Source organism: Pseudomonas sp. PA1(2017), from assembly GCF_001945375.1.
Taxonomy (GTDB): Bacteria; Pseudomonadota; Gammaproteobacteria; order Pseudomonadales; family Pseudomonadaceae; genus Aquipseudomonas.
This window is the reverse complement of the sequence record NZ_MSXU01000009.1, coordinates 1-17,571: the sequence shown is the minus strand read 5'-3', so window position 1 is coordinate 17,571 and position 17,571 is coordinate 1. Positions and strand designations below refer to the sequence as shown.

The 17,571-nt window shown below is 60.8% G+C and carries 15 protein-coding genes; 13 read left to right on the top strand and 2 right to left on the bottom strand.

Going from position 1 to position 17,571, the window contains the following annotated elements; genetic code table 11:
- Positions 1–74 precede the first annotated feature (74 nt).
- The 10 genes from rfaP (at position 75) to BVH01_RS07140 (ending at position 11,660) form a co-directional block, all read left to right on the top strand.
- Complete coding sequence (rfaP, locus tag BVH01_RS07185; RefSeq protein WP_075929692.1) at positions 75–902, top strand: lipopolysaccharide core heptose(I) kinase RfaP; 828 nt, start codon at positions 75–77, stop codon at positions 900–902.
- Positions 899–1,636 carry a lipopolysaccharide kinase InaA family protein gene (locus BVH01_RS07180; RefSeq protein ID WP_075929691.1) on the top strand — a complete coding sequence of 246 codons (738 nt, stop codon included), beginning with the start codon at positions 899–901 and terminating at the stop codon, positions 1,634–1,636. The genes rfaP and BVH01_RS07180 overlap by 4 nt, the downstream gene beginning before the upstream one ends.
- Positions 1,633–2,382 carry a lipopolysaccharide kinase InaA family protein gene (locus BVH01_RS07175; RefSeq protein WP_075929690.1) on the top strand — a complete coding sequence of 250 codons (750 nt, stop codon included), beginning with the start codon at positions 1,633–1,635 and terminating at the stop codon, positions 2,380–2,382. Before BVH01_RS07180 ends, BVH01_RS07175 begins: the two co-directional genes overlap by 4 nt.
- Positions 2,379–3,809: a lipopolysaccharide kinase InaA family protein gene (locus BVH01_RS07170; RefSeq protein WP_075929689.1), complete on the top strand. Its 1,431-nt coding sequence runs from the start codon at positions 2,379–2,381 to the stop codon at positions 3,807–3,809. Before BVH01_RS07175 ends, BVH01_RS07170 begins: the two co-directional genes overlap by 4 nt.
- A gap of 76 nt (positions 3,810–3,885) precedes the next feature.
- Positions 3,886–5,661: a carbamoyltransferase gene (locus tag BVH01_RS07165; RefSeq protein ID WP_075929687.1), complete on the top strand. Its 1,776-nt coding sequence runs from the start codon at positions 3,886–3,888 to the stop codon at positions 5,659–5,661.
- Between the two features lie 162 nt (positions 5,662–5,823).
- Positions 5,824–7,647, top strand: coding sequence for a lipid A export permease/ATP-binding protein MsbA (msbA, locus tag BVH01_RS07160; protein ID WP_075929686.1), 1,824 nt, complete (start codon positions 5,824–5,826; stop codon positions 7,645–7,647).
- A 36-nt stretch (positions 7,648–7,683) separates the two neighbouring features.
- Positions 7,684–8,736: a glycosyltransferase family 9 protein gene (locus tag BVH01_RS07155; protein WP_075929685.1), complete on the top strand. Its 1,053-nt coding sequence runs from the start codon at positions 7,684–7,686 to the stop codon at positions 8,734–8,736.
- 8 nt (positions 8,737–8,744) lie between these two features.
- Positions 8,745–9,644 carry a glycosyltransferase family 2 protein gene (locus BVH01_RS07150; protein WP_075929684.1) on the top strand — a complete coding sequence of 300 codons (900 nt, stop codon included), beginning with the start codon at positions 8,745–8,747 and terminating at the stop codon, positions 9,642–9,644.
- On the top strand, positions 9,637–10,785 hold the full coding sequence (locus tag BVH01_RS07145; protein WP_075929683.1) for a glycosyltransferase: 1,149 nt from the start codon (positions 9,637–9,639) through the stop codon (positions 10,783–10,785). The genes BVH01_RS07150 and BVH01_RS07145 overlap by 8 nt, the downstream gene beginning before the upstream one ends.
- Positions 10,782–11,660 carry a glycosyltransferase gene (locus BVH01_RS07140; RefSeq protein ID WP_075929681.1) on the top strand — a complete coding sequence of 293 codons (879 nt, stop codon included), beginning with the start codon at positions 10,782–10,784 and terminating at the stop codon, positions 11,658–11,660. Before BVH01_RS07145 ends, BVH01_RS07140 begins: the two co-directional genes overlap by 4 nt.
- Positions 11,661–11,688: 28 nt before the next feature.
- Here the strand turns inward: BVH01_RS07140 and BVH01_RS07135 are convergent, their stop codons facing one another.
- Both BVH01_RS07135 and BVH01_RS07130 read right to left on the bottom strand, forming a co-directional pair.
- Positions 11,689–12,351: a lipopolysaccharide kinase InaA family protein gene (locus BVH01_RS07135; protein ID WP_075929680.1), complete on the bottom strand. Its 663-nt coding sequence runs from the start codon at positions 12,349–12,351 to the stop codon at positions 11,689–11,691.
- Positions 12,348–13,616 (bottom strand): O-antigen ligase, encoded by a 1,269-nt coding sequence (locus BVH01_RS07130; RefSeq protein ID WP_256562729.1) that lies wholly within the window; start codon positions 13,614–13,616, stop codon positions 12,348–12,350. Before BVH01_RS07130 ends, BVH01_RS07135 begins: the two co-directional genes overlap by 4 nt.
- Before the next feature lie 25 nt (positions 13,617–13,641).
- Here BVH01_RS07130 and BVH01_RS07125 point away from each other — a divergent pair, with 25 nt between their 5' ends.
- The 3 genes from BVH01_RS07125 (at position 13,642) to hldE (ending at position 17,468) form a co-directional block, all read left to right on the top strand.
- Positions 13,642–14,538 (top strand): GNAT family N-acetyltransferase, encoded by an 897-nt coding sequence (locus BVH01_RS07125; RefSeq protein ID WP_075929676.1) that lies wholly within the window; start codon positions 13,642–13,644, stop codon positions 14,536–14,538.
- Between the two features lie 4 nt (positions 14,539–14,542).
- A complete protein-coding gene (locus BVH01_RS07120) occupies positions 14,543–15,964 on the top strand; it encodes a PIG-L deacetylase family protein (protein WP_075929674.1) in 1,422 nt (473 codons plus the stop codon).
- Between the two features lie 82 nt (positions 15,965–16,046).
- A complete protein-coding gene (gene hldE / locus BVH01_RS07115; RefSeq protein ID WP_075929673.1) occupies positions 16,047–17,468 on the top strand; it encodes a bifunctional D-glycero-beta-D-manno-heptose-7-phosphate kinase/D-glycero-beta-D-manno-heptose 1-phosphate adenylyltransferase HldE in 1,422 nt (473 codons plus the stop codon).
- The last annotated feature ends 103 nt before the right edge of the window (positions 17,469–17,571 follow it).

The following is a 17,571-nucleotide window of genomic DNA, read 5'->3' as shown; positions in this document are numbered from 1 at the left end:
CTTAGTGGCCGTTCCACAAGGCTCGCGTTGCCTTCAGCATTCACCGCGAGACCGCGGCTCCTACAGGGAGGCCTATGCGCCTGATTCTTGCTGAACCATTCAAGTCCCTGTGGGACGGCAAGGATGCCTTTGAAGCGGTCGAGGGCCTGCAGGGGCAGGTGTACCGCGAACTGGAGGCGCGTCGAACGCTGCGTACAGAGGTGAATGGCAAGGGCTATTTCGTGAAGATTCATCGTGGCGTGGGCTGGGGGGAAATCGTCAAGAACCTGGTCACGGCCCGCCTGCCGGTGCTGGGCGCGGGCCAAGAGTGGAAAGCCATCCAGCGTTTGAACGGCGCCGGGGTGTCGACCATGACCGCGGTGGCTTATGGCGAGCGTGGCAGCAACCCGGCGCAGCAGCATTCGTTCATCGTCACCGAGGAGCTCGCGCCGACCGTCGACCTCGAGCAATTGACGCTGACCTGGAGCGAGCAGCCGCCGTCGCCCATCGTGAAGCGGGCACTGCTGCGCCGTGTGGCGCAAATGACCGGGCGCATGCACGCTGCGGGCGTGAACCACCGGGACTGCTACATCTGTCACTTTCTGCTGCATACCGACAAGCCTTTCGACGCTGATGATTTCCGCCTGTCGGTGATCGATCTGCACCGCGCCCAAGTACGCAATGCCGTGCCGAAACGCTGGCGCGATAAGGATCTGGCCGGTCTGTATTTCTCGGCCTTGAACATAGGTCTCACCAAGCGCGATCTGCTGCGTTTCATCAAGGTTTACTTTGGCTTCGTCGACAGCCGTCCCCTGCGTCAGGTCCTGCAGGACGAGGCTGCCCTGCTGCACTGGTTGCAGGGCAAGGCCGACCGCCTGCGTGCGCGTTATGCGCGCAAGTACGAAACGGAGGGGCAAGCATGAGTCAGTGGCGTGTCACCGCCTTGGCCACGCCCGAGGCGGCCAGGGCATTCGCTTCGCTTGATGCGGTCTTTGCCCTGCAAGGCGAGGCTATTACTCACGATCCGTTGTCGGACGTCATTCGTGTGGAGTTCGATGGGCTGCGTTACTACGTCAAGCGCTACCACGGTGCCGGCAAAGGCGCTCGGCGCTTCGTTGGCCGGCCGCGGGTCAAGGCTGAGTGGCAGAACCTCAAGCACTTCGCGAGTTGGGGGATTCCCACTGCGCCTATCGCTGCCTACGGGCTGGAGCGCAAGGGTGCAGCCTTTCACCGAGGTGCACTGATCACCCAGGAACTGGTCGACACCACGGACATGTGGCGGCTGGCCTCCTCGGGTGACGCGCGCCTGCGTGATCGGGCCTGGGTCGACGATGTCAGCTGTCAGCTGGCCCGTGCCACGCGCATCCTGCACGATCATCATTTCGCCCATAACGACCTGAAGTGGCGCAATCTGCTGGTCGACGAGCACCGCCGCCTGTACTTCATCGACTGCCCGACCGGTGCATTCTGGCGAGGGCCGTTTCTACGTCGGCGCATCGTAAAGGATCTCGCCTGTCTGGATAAGGTGGCCAAATATCACCTGTCGCGCACCCAGCGCCTGCGTTTCTACTTGCAGTATCGAGGGCGTGAACGGCTCAACGACAGCGACAAGCAGCGTATCGGCCAGATCGTGCGTTACTTCGAGGGAAGAGAATGAAGGACTTCATCGAGCGCGATGATCAAGCGCTGCTCGAACGTCATGGGCTGGCCAGTTTCGAGGCGCTCTGGACGCTCGAGCTGCATGCGGTCGACGAGCCCAACCGGGCGCCGCGCGGCGGCTGGAGCACGGTCTACCGGCTTGATCTGGAAGGCCATGGCTATTACCTCAAGCGCCAGAGCAATTACCTGACGCACAGCCTGGAGCGCCCCTGGGGTGAGCCGACGCTGGCGCGGGAGTTTCGCAACATCCGCCGTTACCAGCGCCTCGGCATCCCGGCGATGAGCGCCGCGTTCTACGCCGAGCGGCGCATCGCCGGTGAGCGACGGGCCGTTCTGCTGACCCATGCGCTGGATGGTTGGCGCGACCTCGACAGCTGGCTGCCCGAATGGCATCAGCTTGCAGCGGAGCAGCGCCAGGCGATCGTGAGCGCTTGCGGACGTCTGGCTCGGCGCGTGCACGAGAAGGGACAGGTGCATGGCTGTTTCTACCCCAAACATATCTTCCTGCAACCCCGAGATGAGGGTTTTGCGGCGCAGCTGATCGATCTGGAGAAGACCCGGCCACTGTTTCTCGGTGAGCGTGACAGGGTCAAGGACATCGAGCCGTTGCTGCGACGCACCAACCCCTGGAATGAAGCGGATCACCTGGGTTTCCTGACGGCCTATCTGGGCAGCGGGCAACATGTGGATCATTGGTCGCAGCGTCTTACGGCGCGGTTGAAGGACAAGGCCCAACGCCCATGAAACTGGTTCACCTCAACAAGGCGGGGCGCAGCCCTGCGCTGCCGCTGCCGATCGAGCTGCCGGGCGGTACGTCGCTCGAGTTGCAGAGCCTGCTGCGTGTGTTGCCGGGCCAGCGGTATGTCGGCGCGGCGCAATGGCAGGGGCGCCAGGTGCTCGCCAAGATGTTGGTCGGCAGCAAGGCCGAGCGGCACTTCGCTCGGGAGCTGCAAGGTGCCCAGCTACTGGCGGAACAAGGGTTGTGCACCCCCTTGCTGCTCGATCATGGTGTATCGGCGGGCGAGGGCGGCTGGCTGTTGTTCGAGTTCCTGGAGGACGCCCGCAGCCTGGCGGATGATTGGCAGGCCGTCGCTGATCAGCCCTGGCTGAGCGATGCGCAGCAGCAGGTGCTGGGTGAGGCGCTTGGCGTCATCGGCCAGCTTCATCGTCGTGGGCTATGGCAGGAAGACCTGCACCTGGACAATTTGCTGCGCCATGACGGCCATCTGTATCTCATCGATGGCGGCGGCATTCGCGCCGAGACGTCCGGGCAGCCCCTCTCCCGAGCGCGCGTGCTGGAAAACCTGGGGTTGTTCTTCGCGCTGTTTCCCCGCGCCATCGATGACTTCATCGAAGAATTGTTGGTGCACTACCTGCTGGTCAACGGCGAACATGCCCTGCCGCTTGAGGCCCTGCTCAAGGCTGTGGCCAAGGCGCGCGGGCTGCGTCTTCATTCTTTCATGGCCAAGATTCAGCGTGAGTGCACGGCCTTTCGCGTCTGGCGTGGGCCGTCGCGCCTGCAGGTGGTGAGGCGTGAAGAGGACGCGGCGCTGGCGCCTCTTCTGGCCGACCCCGACGCGGCGATCGCTGCAGGCGAGCCACTCAAACTGGGCGGCTCCTCGACCGTGGCGCGCGTCCAGCAGGCTGGTCGGCAATTGGTCATCAAGCGCTACAACATCAAGGGCTTCGGCCATTGGCTGCGGCGCTTCTGGCGGCCTAGCCGGGCCTGGCACAGCTGGTGCGAAGGCAACCGCCTGGATTTTCTCGGAATCGCCACGCCCAGGCCGCTGGCGGTGCTCGAGCGGCGCACCCTGTGGCTGCGCCGCCAGGCCTATCTGATTACCGAACACACGCCGGGTATGGATATAATCGCCCGTTTCGCGCCGTGCGGGGCGGATGGCCTACCGCCAGAGGCGGACTTGCAGGCGTTGGATGCATTGTTCGCAGCGCTGTTGCGCGAGCGCATCAGCCATGGCGATTGCAAGGGCAACAATATTCTCTGGCAGGATGGCCGCTGGGCGCTGATCGATCTGGATGCCATGCAGTTCCATGGCCAGGCCAGCAGCTTCAAGGCCGCCTATGCACGTGATCGCGCGCGCCTGCTGCGCAACTGGGCCGCCGACAGCGCTCTGTATCGTGAACTCGACCGGCGCTTGCCAACATATATTTGAGCCTTCCGAGGAAGGCTCAGCGAAATCAAACCGTATCGGTTGTCGAGTCAGGCAGCCGCGTTAAGAGGCTTTACCCGTGGCATTGACGATTCTTGGCCTGTCCGGCGCCCTCAGTCATGACCCCTCCGCGGCGTTGTACATCGACGGCAAGTTGATTGCAGCAGCCGAAGAAGAGCGCTTCGTGCGTGACAAGCATGCGAAGAACCGCATGCCTTACGAATCGGCCAAATTCTGCCTGGAACAGGCCGGTATCAAACCATCGGATGTCGATGTGGTGGCGATTCCCTTCGCGCCCATCAGCCTGTTCGGCAAGGCGCGTTGGCACTACGCCAAACGCTACTGGTACGCACCGGATCGCGCCCTCGACGCGATTCTCATGGGCAACCGCCGCTACAAGCGCTATCGCAAGAAGGTCGTCTGGTGCCTGGAGCAACTGGGCTTCGATGCCAAGAAGGTCAAGATCGAGCCAGTCGAGCACCACCTGGCGCACGCGTCCAGCGCTTATCACTGCTCGGGTTTCACCGAGAAGACCGCGATCCTCGGTATCGACGGCAAGGGCGAGTACGCCACTACCTTCTTCGGCTATGGCGAGAACGGCCGTATCCACAAGATCAAGGAGTTCTTCGACCCGGATTCCCTGGGCGGCCTGTACGGCGCGGTGACCGAGTTCCTCGGTTTCGAAATGCTCGATGGCGAGTTCAAGGTCATGGGCATGGCGCCTTATGGCGATGCCAGCAAGTACGATTTTTCCCGCCTGGCCAAGTTCGAGAACGGCGAGTTGGTGATCAATACCGACTACGCCAACGTCATCGGTTTGCGCCGCCACAAGGAAAAGGGCAAGGGCTTCTACTTCTCCCCCAAACTGATCGAGTGGCTGGGGCCAAAGCGCGAAGGCGACATTGCCGACGACCCGTACATCCACTACGCCGCCAGCATGCAGGCGCTGTTCGAGAAGCTGGCGCTGGAGATGATGGATTACTACCTGGGCGACATCATCCGCGAGACCGGCAAGATCGCCTTCGCCGGTGGATGCGCGCTGAACGTCAAGCTCAACCAGAAGATCATTGCTCGCCCCGAGGTCAAGGAACTGTTCGTTCAGCCGGCCTCCGGTGACGCCGGCACTTCGGTTGGTGCCGCTGCCTACGTTTCCCACAAGCGTGGCGTGCCCGTGGAGAAGATGGAGCACGTCTACCTCGGCCCGGCCTATTCCAACGAAGACGTCATTGCCGCCTGCGCCCGCCACCCGAATGCGCCGAAATGGCAGAAGATCGACGACATGCCGCAGCGCATCGCGCAGATCATGGTCGATGGCAACCCGGTAGCCTGGTTCCAGGGCCGCATGGAATTCGGCCCGCGTGCCCTGGGCGGCCGTTCGATCATCGGTTGCCCGAGCATTCCCGGCGTGGCCGACCGCATCAACGAACAGATCAAGTTCCGCGAGCGCTGGAGACCCTTCTGCCCATCGATGCTCGACACCGTCGCCGAGCAGATGCTCAAGGTCGATCACCCGAGCCCGTTCATGACCTTCACTTTCGAAGTCAACGACGAGTGGAAAGAGCGCGTCAGCGAAGTCGTCCACGAAGACGGCACCTCCCGCGCCCAGGTGCTCAAGCGCGAATACAACCCGCGCTGGTACGACCTGATGCTGGAGCTGGAAAGACTCACCGGCAACGGCGTGTCGCTGAACACCTCGCTGAACCGCCGTGGCGAACCGATGATCTGCTCGCCGACCGACGCCCTGAACATGTTCTTCGGCTCGGATCTGCAGTACCTGATCATGGAGGATATTCTGGTGGTCAAGGACGGTGTCGTTGCGTCGAGCGGCGATCTGTCCGGCAGCGTGGAATCGTAGTTCGGCTGGCTATCGATATGTCGACGGCTGTAGCGAATCGTTGTGTAACACGGCGTTCTCGCGCAGCCGCAGTCGTGTCGAAGCGCCCCGGCTCGGCGCCTGCATTTGGTTGCGGGTTGCCTGATGGTACAATCGCCGGCTTAATCCCAGAGCCAGCATCTTATGCCTGATTCAAGCGCCCAATCGCCTTCGATCTCCAGCTTCAAGTTGTACATGCGGCTGTTGAGCTACATGAGGCGCTACTGGTTCATGTTCGGCGTCAGCATGATTGGCTATATCATCTTCGCCTCGACCCAGCCAATGCTCGCCGGCCTGCTCAAGTACTTCGTCGACGGCCTTGCCGCTCCCGAAGCCGGTATGGTCGAGTTGCCGTTGCTGGGCAGCATGCAGCTGCTCTACGGCGTGCCGCTGGCACTTTTACTCATTACCTTCTGGCAGGGTATCGGCTCGTTTCTCGGGGGCTATTACCTGGCACGGGTATCGCTGGGGCTGGTACAGGACCTGCGCATTGCGCTTTTCAACAACCTGCTGACACTGCCCAATCGTTATTTCGATAACCATTCCACGGGTTATCTCATCTCTCGCATCACCTACAACGTCGGTTCGGTTACCGGCGCGGCGACGGATGCCTTGAAGGTCATGGTGCGTGAAGGCCTGACGGTGGTTTTCCTGTTTGGCTATCTGCTGTGGATGAACTGGAAACTGACCATGGTGATGGTGGCGATTCTGCCGCTCATTGCCCTGATGGTTAAGAGCGCGAGCAAGAAATTTCGTAGCCAGAGCCGCAAGATTCAGAGTGCCATGGGCGAGTTGACCCACGTGTCGTCCGAGACCATCCAGAATTACCGTGTGGTTCGTAGCTTCGGTGGCGAGCGCTATGAGCGTGAGCGCTTCTACGAAGCGAGCGAAGACAGCACCCGCAAGCAGCTGCGCATGACCCGCACCAGCGCGATCTACACGCCCAGCCTGCAACTGGTGAACTACGCCGCCATGGCGTTCCTGATGTTCCTTGTGCTGTTTCTGCGCGGTGATGCCAGCGTGGGTGATCTGGTGGCCTATATCACGGCTGCAGGGCTCCTACCCAAGCCGATTCGACAGCTTTCGGAAGTCAGCTCGACCATCCAGAAGGGGCTTGCCGGCGCCGAGAGCATTTTCGAACAACTGGACGAAGTGACCGAGCCCGATAACGGAACGGTCGAGAAAGAGCGAGTAACCGGTGCGCTCGAAGTAAAACACCTGAGTTTCGTTTACCCGGGGACCGAGAAAACCGTTCTGCAGGACATCAGCTTTACCGTCGAACCGGGGCAGATGGTGGCGCTGGTGGGCCGCTCGGGGAGCGGCAAGTCAACGCTGGCCAATTTGATTCCACGTTTCTATCAGCATGATCAGGGGCAGATTCTGCTCGATGGCACGCCGATCGAGGACTATCGCGTCGAAAACCTGAGGAAACATATCGCGCTGGTCACACAGCAGGTTTCGCTTTTCAACGACACCGTCTTGAATAACATCGCCTATGGCGATCTGCGTAACTTGCCACGCGAGGCAGTCGAGCAGGCCGCCGAGGCGGCCTATGCGCGTGAGTTCATCGATCTGCTTCCGCAGGGCTTCGATACCAAGGTGGGTGAGGATGGCGTGATGTTGTCGGGCGGCCAGCGCCAGCGCTTGGCGATCGCCCGCGCGTTGCTCAAGAGTGCGCCTGTGCTGATACTCGATGAGGCGACCTCGGCCCTGGATACCGAATCCGAACGCTACATCCAGGCAGCGCTGGACAAGGTGATGGAAGGCCGCACCACGCTGGTGATCGCGCATCGGCTGTCGACCATCGAGAAAGCCGATCTGATTCTGGTGATGGATCAGGGGCGCATCGTCGAGCGCGGCTCTCACGAGTCTCTGCTGGCACAGAATGGTTACTACGCTCGTTTGCATGCCATGGGATTAGAAGAGGGCGATGCAGATCCGTCTGCCACAGGGCATTCGGCGCAGTAATAGATCATGGACGATAGAGTGTTTAAAGGAGCTTTAATGGCTGAGGCTACACACCATGAAGTGGCTGGCGTCGTGACGTCTTCCGATTGCCGGTTGGCGCTGATTCCTTCCATGGGCTTGGGAGATGGATGTATTTACCTCGTTTTGGCCGCGAACCTCGCGCGTGCGGGCTACAAGGTCACCGTGTTCAGCAACCATGTGGGCGCCCTGAGCAACTGGTTTGAGCTATTCGATGCCCAGCCACTTCCCCCGCCTGAGCGCACCTTTAATGCGTTGGATGAATTTGATCTAGTCATTTCCGATCTCGGCAGTATGGTTACTCGTCACGGCGAGGCCGCCGACATGCTTGCCAGGCGTTATGCGTTCGTAGGAACTCTCAAGGTCGATCCGCGTTTCATCGAGTTTCCCGCTGTCGACGCCTTGGCCAGGTTATCACCCTGCAAGGCATCGCTGCTGGCGCCTCTCGCGGCTGCTGCAGGTCCGCTTCGTTGCCTTGACGACGACCGCGTCAGCATGGTCGATCAAGCTGTGGCGTTCTGTCGTATGCGTATGGGGCTGGTTGACGCTCATGACGGGGTCGGTTTACAGATTCCGCTCGAACTGAAGTATCGACACTATCCTCGACGCGTGATGCTCCACCCATTGTCTTACAACGAAAAAAAGAACTGGCCTGCACACAAGTACGTGGCCTTGGCGCGTCAGCTTCGCACGGACGGTTACGATCCGCAGTTCGTGCTGTCTCCCAAGGAGCGCCGCGATCATCTTGAGGCATTTGGCACGGAATTCGAGATTCCTGCGTTTGCCGATGCTCAAGCGCTGGCGGCGTACCTTTACGAGTCGGGGTACGTCATCGGTAATGACTCAGGCGTTGGGCACTTGGCCTCAATGCTGGGTATTCCTGTGCTCACCATCTACCGCAAGCGCCGAGATGGTTTTTGCTGGCGGCCTGGCTGGGGGCAAGGTCAGGTGGTGCGACCAGCCGTATCGCCAGGCATATTGCGTAATCAATGGTGGCGTTTCTTAAGCGTTGGACGTGTAGTGCGTAGCTTCAATGTTTTGCGTGAGCAAGTAAAAAGGGCTAGGACGTGAGCGGGTTCATGGCAATTACGGTGGTAATCCCTGTTTACAACTACGGCTATGCATTGGCCAGGGCAGTTCGTTCCGTCTTACCTCAATTGGCTGCCGACGATGAGTTGTTGATCGTCGACGATGGCTCCACCGATACCACTGCAGCGGTCATAGAGGCGCTCCAGGGGGAGTTCCGTAACCAATTCCGCGCCGTGCGAAAAGAGAATGGTGGCGCTGCTTCGGCCCGTAACCTGGGGATCGAGATGGCCCGCTGCGACTGGTTCATATTTCTCGATGCCGATGACGAAATGACGCCCAACGCCTTGTCTTTGATACGGCACCATCTTCTTGAGAACACGGATACCAAAGTGGTCATTGGCGGGCACTGGACAGTCGATGAGACGGGCCATAAGCGCATGCATCTACCAGCAAGCTTGCCAGATTCTGCCTTCGACCGTGTACGTGGCTATTTGCTGGACAAGAGCCTGAGCATTTCTAACGGTGCGAGCCTGCTACATCGCGAGGTATTTGCAGCAGGGCTGTATCCCGAGCACTTTCGTAATGCCGAGGACATTCCAGTTTTCGCTCAGGCAATGGCGCTTGGTTCGGTCAGCACGCTTCGTGAGGCATTGGCCATCGTGCATAAGCACGGCGACAGCCTGCGCCACGATTTTCACTCGAGCCTTGCTGGAGGGGTTGGACTGGTCGATGAGGTTTTCGGTCGCCTGCCAAGCGAATTTCAGTCGTTACGTGCGTCGTTCCATAAGCAGCGCTGTTTATCACTGTTTCGGAGTGCCTACATCGCTCGCGACGTAAGTGCCGCCAAGCAGTTCTACCGCCAGGCGGTGGCAAGCGACTGGCGCGTGTTGCTCAAACTCTCGTATTTGCGCAAGGCGATCCGCCTGTGGATGGGCCGCCTGGATGGTTAAGCCGCTGAAAGTCCTGCAGTTGCAAACCCGTTACAACGCAGCCGATACCAACTCCGACCTGGGCGAGCAGATTCTGCAAGGGCTGCCTGCAGAGCGTTTCGAGGTGGTCAATGCCTACCTCGAGGGGCGGCCGGCTGACGGTGCACCGCTCCCGCCTGGTCGTCGTCAGGTATTCTTCGAGTTCAGTGAGAAGGACATGAGCGGTTTGCGCCGCAGGGTGCGTGCGCGCCTATTGGCGTTTTGTCGGGAGGAAGGTTTCGATGTGGTGTTGCTGCATCGCTTCAAGGCCGTCAACCTGTTCATGCACCTCAACAAGAAGCTGCGCATCGCCCGTTGCATTGGCGTCTCCCATGGCTTCGGCGAGTACGACAGATTCTATCGGCGCTGGCAGGCCAGGCGCTTGATCGACGAATGCTGGCGTTTCGTCGGGGTTTCGCCGGCAGTGGTCGATTACCTGGTTTCGCTGCGCTGTGGCTTCACGAAGGCGAACACGGTGGCCATCACCAACGCGCTGGATATCGACCTGGCCGAGTCGCTGCAACTGTCGCGAGAAGAGGCGCGCGAGGCGCTGGGTTTGCCGATGGGACCAGTGATCATCGGTGCCATCGGGCGCTTGGTTCCAATCAAAGGGCATACCTATCTGATCCGGGCTTTCGCTGCCGTCAGTCAGGAGTTCCCACAGGCGAACCTGGCCGTCATCGGTGGAGGTCGCGAGCAGGACAATCTCGCTGCGCTGATCGCCGAGTCCGGTTTGCAGGGGCGTGTGCATTTGTGCGGTACCCAGCCCGATGCGATGCGCTATGTAAGGGCGTTCGACATCTTTGCCATGCCGTCGCTACAGGAGGGGCTCGGGCTTGCCCTGCTCGAAGGCATGTGCGGCCACCTGCCGGTAATGGGCTCGGATATCCCAGCGATGCGTCCCTTGTTGCACGGTGCTGGCGGTCGTTTGTTCAGTCCGGGCGATGTGAAGTCGCTGGCCGAGCAACTGCGCGCTAGTCTGGCCGACGGCGAAGCCGAGCGAGCAGAGCAAGGTGAGCGGGCTTATCGCTACCTCCGGCGCGAGCACGATATCGAGGATTTTCGCCGTAAATACCGTGAGCTGCTCGAAGGCGACCAGCCGCTGACAGGATCGTCTCAATGACCGATAGCACCCTCCCGCTGCCCCTGGTATCGGTACTGATCTCCTCCTACAACCATGCGGACTTCATCGAGGCCAGCATTCGCAGCGTGTATGCGCAGCACTATCCCAACATAGAGCTGCTGGTGGTCGATGATGGCTCGCGTGACGGCAGTGTCGAGCTGATTCAGCGATTGCAGGCGGAGCTCGGTTTCGACTTCGTCGCCCAGGCGAACAAAGGGCTATGCACCACGCTCAACGAGATGATCGCCCGAAGTAAGGGGCGGTACATCGCGCCGCTGGGCTCGGATGACGTGATGCTGCCCGAGCGCTTTTCCTTGCAGATTCCATTTATGGAGCAGCATCCGGAGACCGGAATCTGTGCGGGCGGCATCGTGCTCATCGACGGCGACGGCAAGCCATTGCCCGAAAAGAAGCAGCGGCATCGCCCGGCCAGGCGTCTCGACTTCGATGACCTGTTCATGGATCGCAAGCCTGGCCCGCCGGCGCCGACCTTGCTGTTTCGCCGCGAGGCACTGGAGGCGGTGGGCGGCTTCGATCCGACCATCCGTATCGAAGATTATTTCGTGGAGCTACGTATCGCCCGGGCCGGCTATTTTATCGACATACTCGAAGAGCCGTTGGCGCTGTACCGCGTGCACGGCAGCAACACCTACAAGAACCGTCGTCTGATGATCGAAACCGAGTTGGCGATATACCAGCGCTTCAGTGACCATCCGGGTTACGAGGCGACGCGCCTGCGCTACCTGAACGCCATGTTCACCAAGGTTGCCAACGAGGACCGAGCGCTGGCTGGCGAGTTGCTGGCGCAGATCCCATGGCGCGCGCGCAATCTGAAGACGCTCAAGGGGCTCTGGCGCTACTGGCTCAAACGCTGAGCGCCGGTCGTAACGCTCGTTGGCCGGACTACCGGGCTTGCAGCCACTTTCTTAGGTCGCGGCTGAAACGCTCGGTGTCACGTCGGCTGGCGCTGTCTGCATAGCCCTCTAGCCAGCTATCGACGTGCTGATGCGCCAGCCAGTCGATATCCTCGGCATAGCGCAGGATGTGCTGCAGATTGCGCCGTCTTTTCCAGGGGGCGAGCGGGCGGCTTTCCAGTTTCATGTCCGACAGGTCGATAAGGCCGAAGCTGTCGTCGGGCAGTAGTAGAACGTTGCCCAGGTGCAGCGAGCGGAAATAGACGCCAAGCTGATGCAGCTCGCCGAGGAACGTCCCGAATCGTCTTACCAGTGCCGGACGCTGCCCTGCGTCGAGTTGGCGTAATCGATTACGCAGGGTGTCGCCTGGCAAGGGTTGATAAAGAACGGCGCTCAGGCGGCGTTCGCTGATCATCAGAACATCGAGTACGGTCGGCGCGATGACCCCCAGGCGTAGTAAGCCTCTGGCATTGTCTGCAAAGCGCTGTGCCGGCAAGTCCCAGAGGTCAGAGGACAGCAGCCGCTTGCGACGATACAGCTTCAGAAAGTCGCCGCTGCCCAGTCGCGCCACTTTGACGCCAAGGCCATCTTCTTCGATGGTTTTGGCGCCTTGCAGCAGGGCGTCCAACTGTATCGCATCGATACGTTTCATGCGTTAGCCTGCCGATGCCGGATGGACAGCGCGCCGAGCAACGCCATTGGGATCCAGATCAAAAACCAGCTTTCGTTGGGGCGCGACAGGTAGTTGCCTCCCTCCGTCAGCCCTGCGCAAAGTCCATAGATCAGCAGTGCCGAAGCGATCTGGAATTGCGGCAGGGCGCGTAGGTGCAGGCAGCGGAGCAGGGCAAAGCCGTACATGATGGCCCAGATACCCAGGCCTATCATGCCCAGCTCGAGAAGAACCGCCAGCTCGACGTTGTGCGGGTCGTGCAACAAATGGCCCACGCCTGGGATGTCGAATTCGAACTTGCTCTCATAACCGGCGCCTAGCCAAAGATGCTGTCCGGCCTGACGCCAGGCATCGCCCCACAGTTCGGGGCGGAAGGACGTACCGCGTTGCAGAATGATCTCGGGCGCGACCAGATAGGCGGCAGCCGCGCCGAGCAGCAACGCGGCGACCAGGTACATGGCCCGTTTGCCGCTCATCGACAGCATCCAGACACTGGTCAGTGCCAGGCCCATCAGCGGCGTCCGCGAACCCGTGGCCAGTAGCGCAGCCAGCAAGGGAAGTGCCATCAGAATCGGTAGCCAGTCATGACGTTCGTTGCGTGACAGCCAGGCTGCGACCCAATAGGTGCATAAAAAGCCTAGAACGTGGGAGGTGAGCAGCGGGTTGCGCAGAGCTCCGGTACCGATCAGTCGCTCGCCCGGTGCTGCGATGTGCATGAACCAGGCGACGTTGATCAACGCAGCCAAGGCGCCGAGGGCGGCTCCTATGCGCAAGGTTTTCAAGAACCGCTCTTCGTTGCGCAGGGCGATCAGTGCGCAGCCCACGAACAACATGAATACATAAAGCGGACGCTTGGCCAGGCTGCCGAAGCTATCCTCGGCGCGGCTCCAGCCCATGGTGAGGAGCAACCAGGCGCTCAAGAGCAGAAAGCAGAGAACCACGGGTTCACTTAGCAGTGGTTTCATCTGGCGAGGCATGAGCATCACCGCCAGAAGAGCAGGTGCCGCGATCAGTGCGTAATAGAATTTCGTGTACTGACTGCCATCGGGAATCCAGAACAGGCCTGTCAATAAAACCAGGTAGCCGCCTACCAGCCAGCGTGTGGTGATAAAGTCGAAAAGACGCGTACGCAAGGCGTCGGGTTGTGAAGAGAGTAGCTGCACCAGAGATCCTAAAGCATGGGTAAAAAGGGCATATCTTAAAGCATCGTCCGGCAGTAGGCAGCGGCCGCGTGATAAGCTTGACAACCTTTTCGCCCGAGCCGGATGCCTGATGTTCAACCCGTTACAACGCTGGCGCGAGCGAGGCTGGCAGCCGATAAGCGCCGACGTCTATGCGCAGGTGTGGGCGCGGTTCGGCGGCAGTGTCATGACCCATCCGGACGTCGTCTCTCGGCTGTCGGCGCTGGCCGGCATTCCCGTTCGCTACCTGGGCTGGCCGCGGCAGGGCGAGTTGCAGGCTGCAGTTCCAGTCTGGGGAAATGCGCTGGCACTTTCTCGCGATGTGCTCAAACGCAAGGGTTGTCGAGACCTCTTCGACCTCGGCAATGCCGAGGTGATACTCCCGATCGCGGCAGGGGCGGCCGTGCCGGTGCGACACCGTATGCGTTATGTATCCGCCTTGAACGAGGGGGCGATATCGACTTTGCGCACACAGGCCGAGGAGCTGGCCCTGGCTAGGCAGCCGGAGGAATACGGCAAGAAGTTTCGTTACAACCAGCGTCGTGAACTGCGGATGCTTGAAGAGGCTGGCGGCGAGATTCTGCCGGTTTCCGGCTTGTCAGCCCACGCGCTGGCCGCAATTTATACGGAGCTGTTCGAAAAGCGCTGGGGCTTCGACGTGCCTGGCAAGCAGCATCTCGTCGAGGTTTTCGAGGCGCTGAAAGCGTTTCTCTGGGGCGTTTATCTGCAGCTCGATGGAAAGCCCATAGCCGTTCAGGTTTTGTACAGGGTCGAATCGCCAGACTGGATCAGCATCGAATATATCAACGGTGGAGTGGATCCAGCCTCTCGTGATTTCAGCCCCGGCAGTGTACTCAGCTTTATCAATACCCAGTCCGCATGGGAAGATGCGCGTCTGCGAGGAAAGCCGCTGCGCTACTCGTTCGGCAGAGCGGATGTTGAATACAAGGATCGTTGGTGTAATCGCCAGCCTGTTTTTCGGGTGTAAGTGAATGGAAGCACGCAAGCAGCGGTTGGTACGTCGGCATCGGCGTAACAAACGTATTCTCATGGTCGTGGCATTGCCGATTCTGGTGGCGCTCGACTGGTTCGGTTCGTGGGGAACGGCACCCGTCGTTCTGGTGTTGGCCTGGATTGCCCACGAAGCCTGGTTTTCCGACCACCTTTTCTACTCGCCCCGTGACGATTATCGCCACGCCTTCCCTTCGGATAGCTTCAGCCTATCGGTAATGCTCGACCGTGACGGGAGGGTTTCTCCTCATGGTGGGGCGTGGCCCGAGGAGGCTGAAACACTGGTGCTGGCCTTGCATGTACGCAGCAGTTGGCTGGGACGTTGTCTCGACCCCCACGTCCTGATCGGCGAGGGCGAAGGTCTCGACCGCCAGGACTTCGAGCGTGGCGTCAATGGCGTACGGTTTCTCAACCTGTCAGGTTGCCTGCCATTATTGCGTGGTGGGCAACTGAGGCTGCGCGGGCGGTTCTGCAAGCTCGGGCGCGAAGCAACCCTGTATGGCTTCAGCAATCCCGACTACTCACGCAAGCGCGTGATGGTGCTCGCTCCCCACGCGGATGATGCCGAGCTTGCCGCATTCGGTCTCTATAGCCGCAGCCAAGAGGTGTCTATCGTCACCTTGACTCAGGGCGAGATCGAAGCCGACTTCTATCGGCGTCTTGGTCTTAGCGATGCTGCCGCCGCGCGCCTCAAGGGGCGGCTGCGCAGTTGGAGCAGCCAGACGGTACCCTTGTGGGGCGGAGTCGAGCCCAGTCGATGTGTGCAGCTTGGCTATTACTGCATGCAACTGCGGCAGATGGAGGCCGAGCCAGCCGTGGCTTGTGGGTCGCGTGAGTCGGGCGACTCCGATATCCGCAGTGTTCGTCGTTTCAATGCCTTGAAACTCCCCGGCGATGTGGACGGAGCGCCAACGTGGAATAACCTGATCGCCGATCTCGCGGCGTTGTTGCAGCATTTCAAACCGGAAGTCATCGTGCTTCCGCACCCCGAGCTCGATCCGCATCCCGACCATATCCAGACCGGGCGCGCGCTGCGTCAGGCCATCGAGCAAAGTGGCTGGCAGCCAGACGTGCAACTGCTCTACGCCAATCACCTGGCTGACAATGACCGCTGGCCCATGGGGCCGGCAGGCAATGGCGTGGCGTTGCCGCCGTGTATCGAGCCCTTGCCGGCCGATCGGCTGTGGTGTCTGCAACTTGATGACAATATATTGCTCGACAAGAGTCAGGCGTTGGCGATGCAGCACGATCTGCAAACGCCGCTACCCTTCAAGAAGCGTCTGCGTCGTTTCATTCAATGGTGCCTGGCTGCACGCCGCTGGCCGCAGGCGGGAGAGGACGAATTCTTCCGCAAGGCGGTGCGTCGCCATGAGCTGTTCTGGGTTCGCCCGTTCGACCGCTAAGCCGTGCTGAAGCGCGCGGCGGCGGTTCGCAATAGCTGATGTGCTATTCTCCGCGGCGATTTTGCAATTCCGGAGTTTCCGCATGAAGTTATCCATGCCCCGTTTCGATCAGGCACCCGTCTTGGTGGTGGGTGATGTCATGCTCGACCGGTATTGGCACGGCGCTACCTCGCGTATATCGCCCGAGGCTCCGGTGCCGGTGGTCAAGGTCGAACAGATCGAGGATCGCCCCGGCGGTGCGGCCAACGTCGCGCTGAATATCGCCGCCCTTGGTGCGCCAGCCGTTCTGGTCGGCGTTACCGGCGAGGACGAGGCTGCACAGAGTTTGCAGCAGAGCCTGGAAGCCATTGGCGTGAAAACCTACTTCCAGCGCATCGAAAACCAGCCGACCATCGTCAAGCTGCGGGTCATGAGCCGTCATCAGCAGCTGTTGCGCATGGATTTCGAAGAGCCCTTCCAGACCGACGCCGAGGCGTTGGCCCGGCAGGTCGAGCAGTTGCTCGATCAGGTCAAGGTGCTGGTGTTGTCCGATTACGGCAAAGGCGCGCTGCAGAATCATCAGGCCTTGATCAAGGCGGCGCGCAAGCGTGGCATTCCGGTGCTGGCCGACCCGAAAGGCAAGGATTTCTCCATTTACCGCGGCGCCAGCCTGATCACCCCGAACCTCAGTGAGTTCGAGTTGATCGTCGGTCGCTGTGAGGATGAAGCCGAGTTGGTCAGCCGTGGCGCGCGCCTGATGCGTGAACTCGACCTGGGCGCCTTGCTGGTTACCCGTGGCGAGCATGGCATGACGCTGCTGCGCCCTGATCATGCGCCGCTGCACCTGCCGGCGCGTGCGCGCGAGGTGTTCGATGTGACGGGCGCGGGCGATACGGTGATTTCCACGCTGGCGGCCTCCATCGCGGCAGGCGAGGAGCTACCCCAGGCCGTGGCGCTGGCCAATCTGGCTGCCGGTATCGTGGTGGGCAAGCTGGGCACCGCGGCCATCAGCACGCCTGAGCTGCGTCGTGCGGTCCAGCGTGAAGAGGGCTCCGAGCGTGGTGTGCTGAGCCTGGAGCAACTGCTGCTGGCCACCGAGGATGCGCGCGCCCATGGCGAGAAGATCGTCTTTACCAACGGCTGCTTCGATATCCTGCATGCCGGCCACGTGACCTACCTCGAGCAGGCGCGGGCGCAGGGCGACCGTCTGATCGTGGCGATCAATGACGACGCGTCGGTGAGCCGTCTCAAGGGCCCGGGCCGGCCGATCAATGCCGTGGATCGCCGTATGGCGGTGCTGGCCGGTCTTGGCGCCGTGGACTGGGTGGTGAGCTTCAGCGAAGACACGCCCGAGCGCCTGCTCAAGCAGGTGCAGCCCGATGTGCTGGTCAAGGGCGGCGATTATGGTATCGACCAGGTTGTCGGTTCCGATATCGTGCTGGCCTACGGCGGCGAAGTGCGGGTGCTGGGGCTGGTCGAGAACAGCTCGACCACGGCCATCGTCGAGAAGATCCGCAGTCGCTGATCGCGCAAACAAAACCCCGCCACTTGGCGTAATGCTGTTCACTTAAGCATTTGAGTCCAAGTCGGGGTTTCTAGAAAATCCGATACCAGCCTCCTGGTATCGG

Coding starts and splice junctions, on each gene's coding strand:
- msbA (WP_075929686.1), top strand. CDS start 5,824: ATGCCTGATTCAAGCGCCCAATCGCCTTCGATCTCCAGCTTCAAGTTG.
- BVH01_RS07155 (WP_075929685.1), top strand. CDS start 7,684: ATGGCTGAGGCTACACACCATGAAGTGGCTGGCGTCGTGACGTCTTCC.
- BVH01_RS07145 (WP_075929683.1), top strand. CDS start 9,637: ATGGTTAAGCCGCTGAAAGTCCTGCAGTTGCAAACCCGTTACAACGCA.
- BVH01_RS07170 (WP_075929689.1), top strand. CDS start 2,379: ATGAAACTGGTTCACCTCAACAAGGCGGGGCGCAGCCCTGCGCTGCCG.
- hldE (WP_075929673.1), top strand. CDS start 16,047: ATGAAGTTATCCATGCCCCGTTTCGATCAGGCACCCGTCTTGGTGGTG.
- BVH01_RS07180 (WP_075929691.1), top strand. CDS start 899: ATGAGTCAGTGGCGTGTCACCGCCTTGGCCACGCCCGAGGCGGCCAGG.
- BVH01_RS07150 (WP_075929684.1), top strand. CDS start 8,745: ATGGCAATTACGGTGGTAATCCCTGTTTACAACTACGGCTATGCATTG.
- rfaP (WP_075929692.1), top strand. CDS start 75: ATGCGCCTGATTCTTGCTGAACCATTCAAGTCCCTGTGGGACGGCAAG.
- BVH01_RS07175 (WP_075929690.1), top strand. CDS start 1,633: ATGAAGGACTTCATCGAGCGCGATGATCAAGCGCTGCTCGAACGTCAT.
- BVH01_RS07125 (WP_075929676.1), top strand. CDS start 13,642: ATGTTCAACCCGTTACAACGCTGGCGCGAGCGAGGCTGGCAGCCGATA.
- BVH01_RS07120 (WP_075929674.1), top strand. CDS start 14,543: ATGGAAGCACGCAAGCAGCGGTTGGTACGTCGGCATCGGCGTAACAAA.
- BVH01_RS07135 (WP_075929680.1), bottom strand. CDS start 12,351: ATGAAACGTATCGATGCGATACAGTTGGACGCCCTGCTGCAAGGCGCC.
- BVH01_RS07140 (WP_075929681.1), top strand. CDS start 10,782: ATGACCGATAGCACCCTCCCGCTGCCCCTGGTATCGGTACTGATCTCC.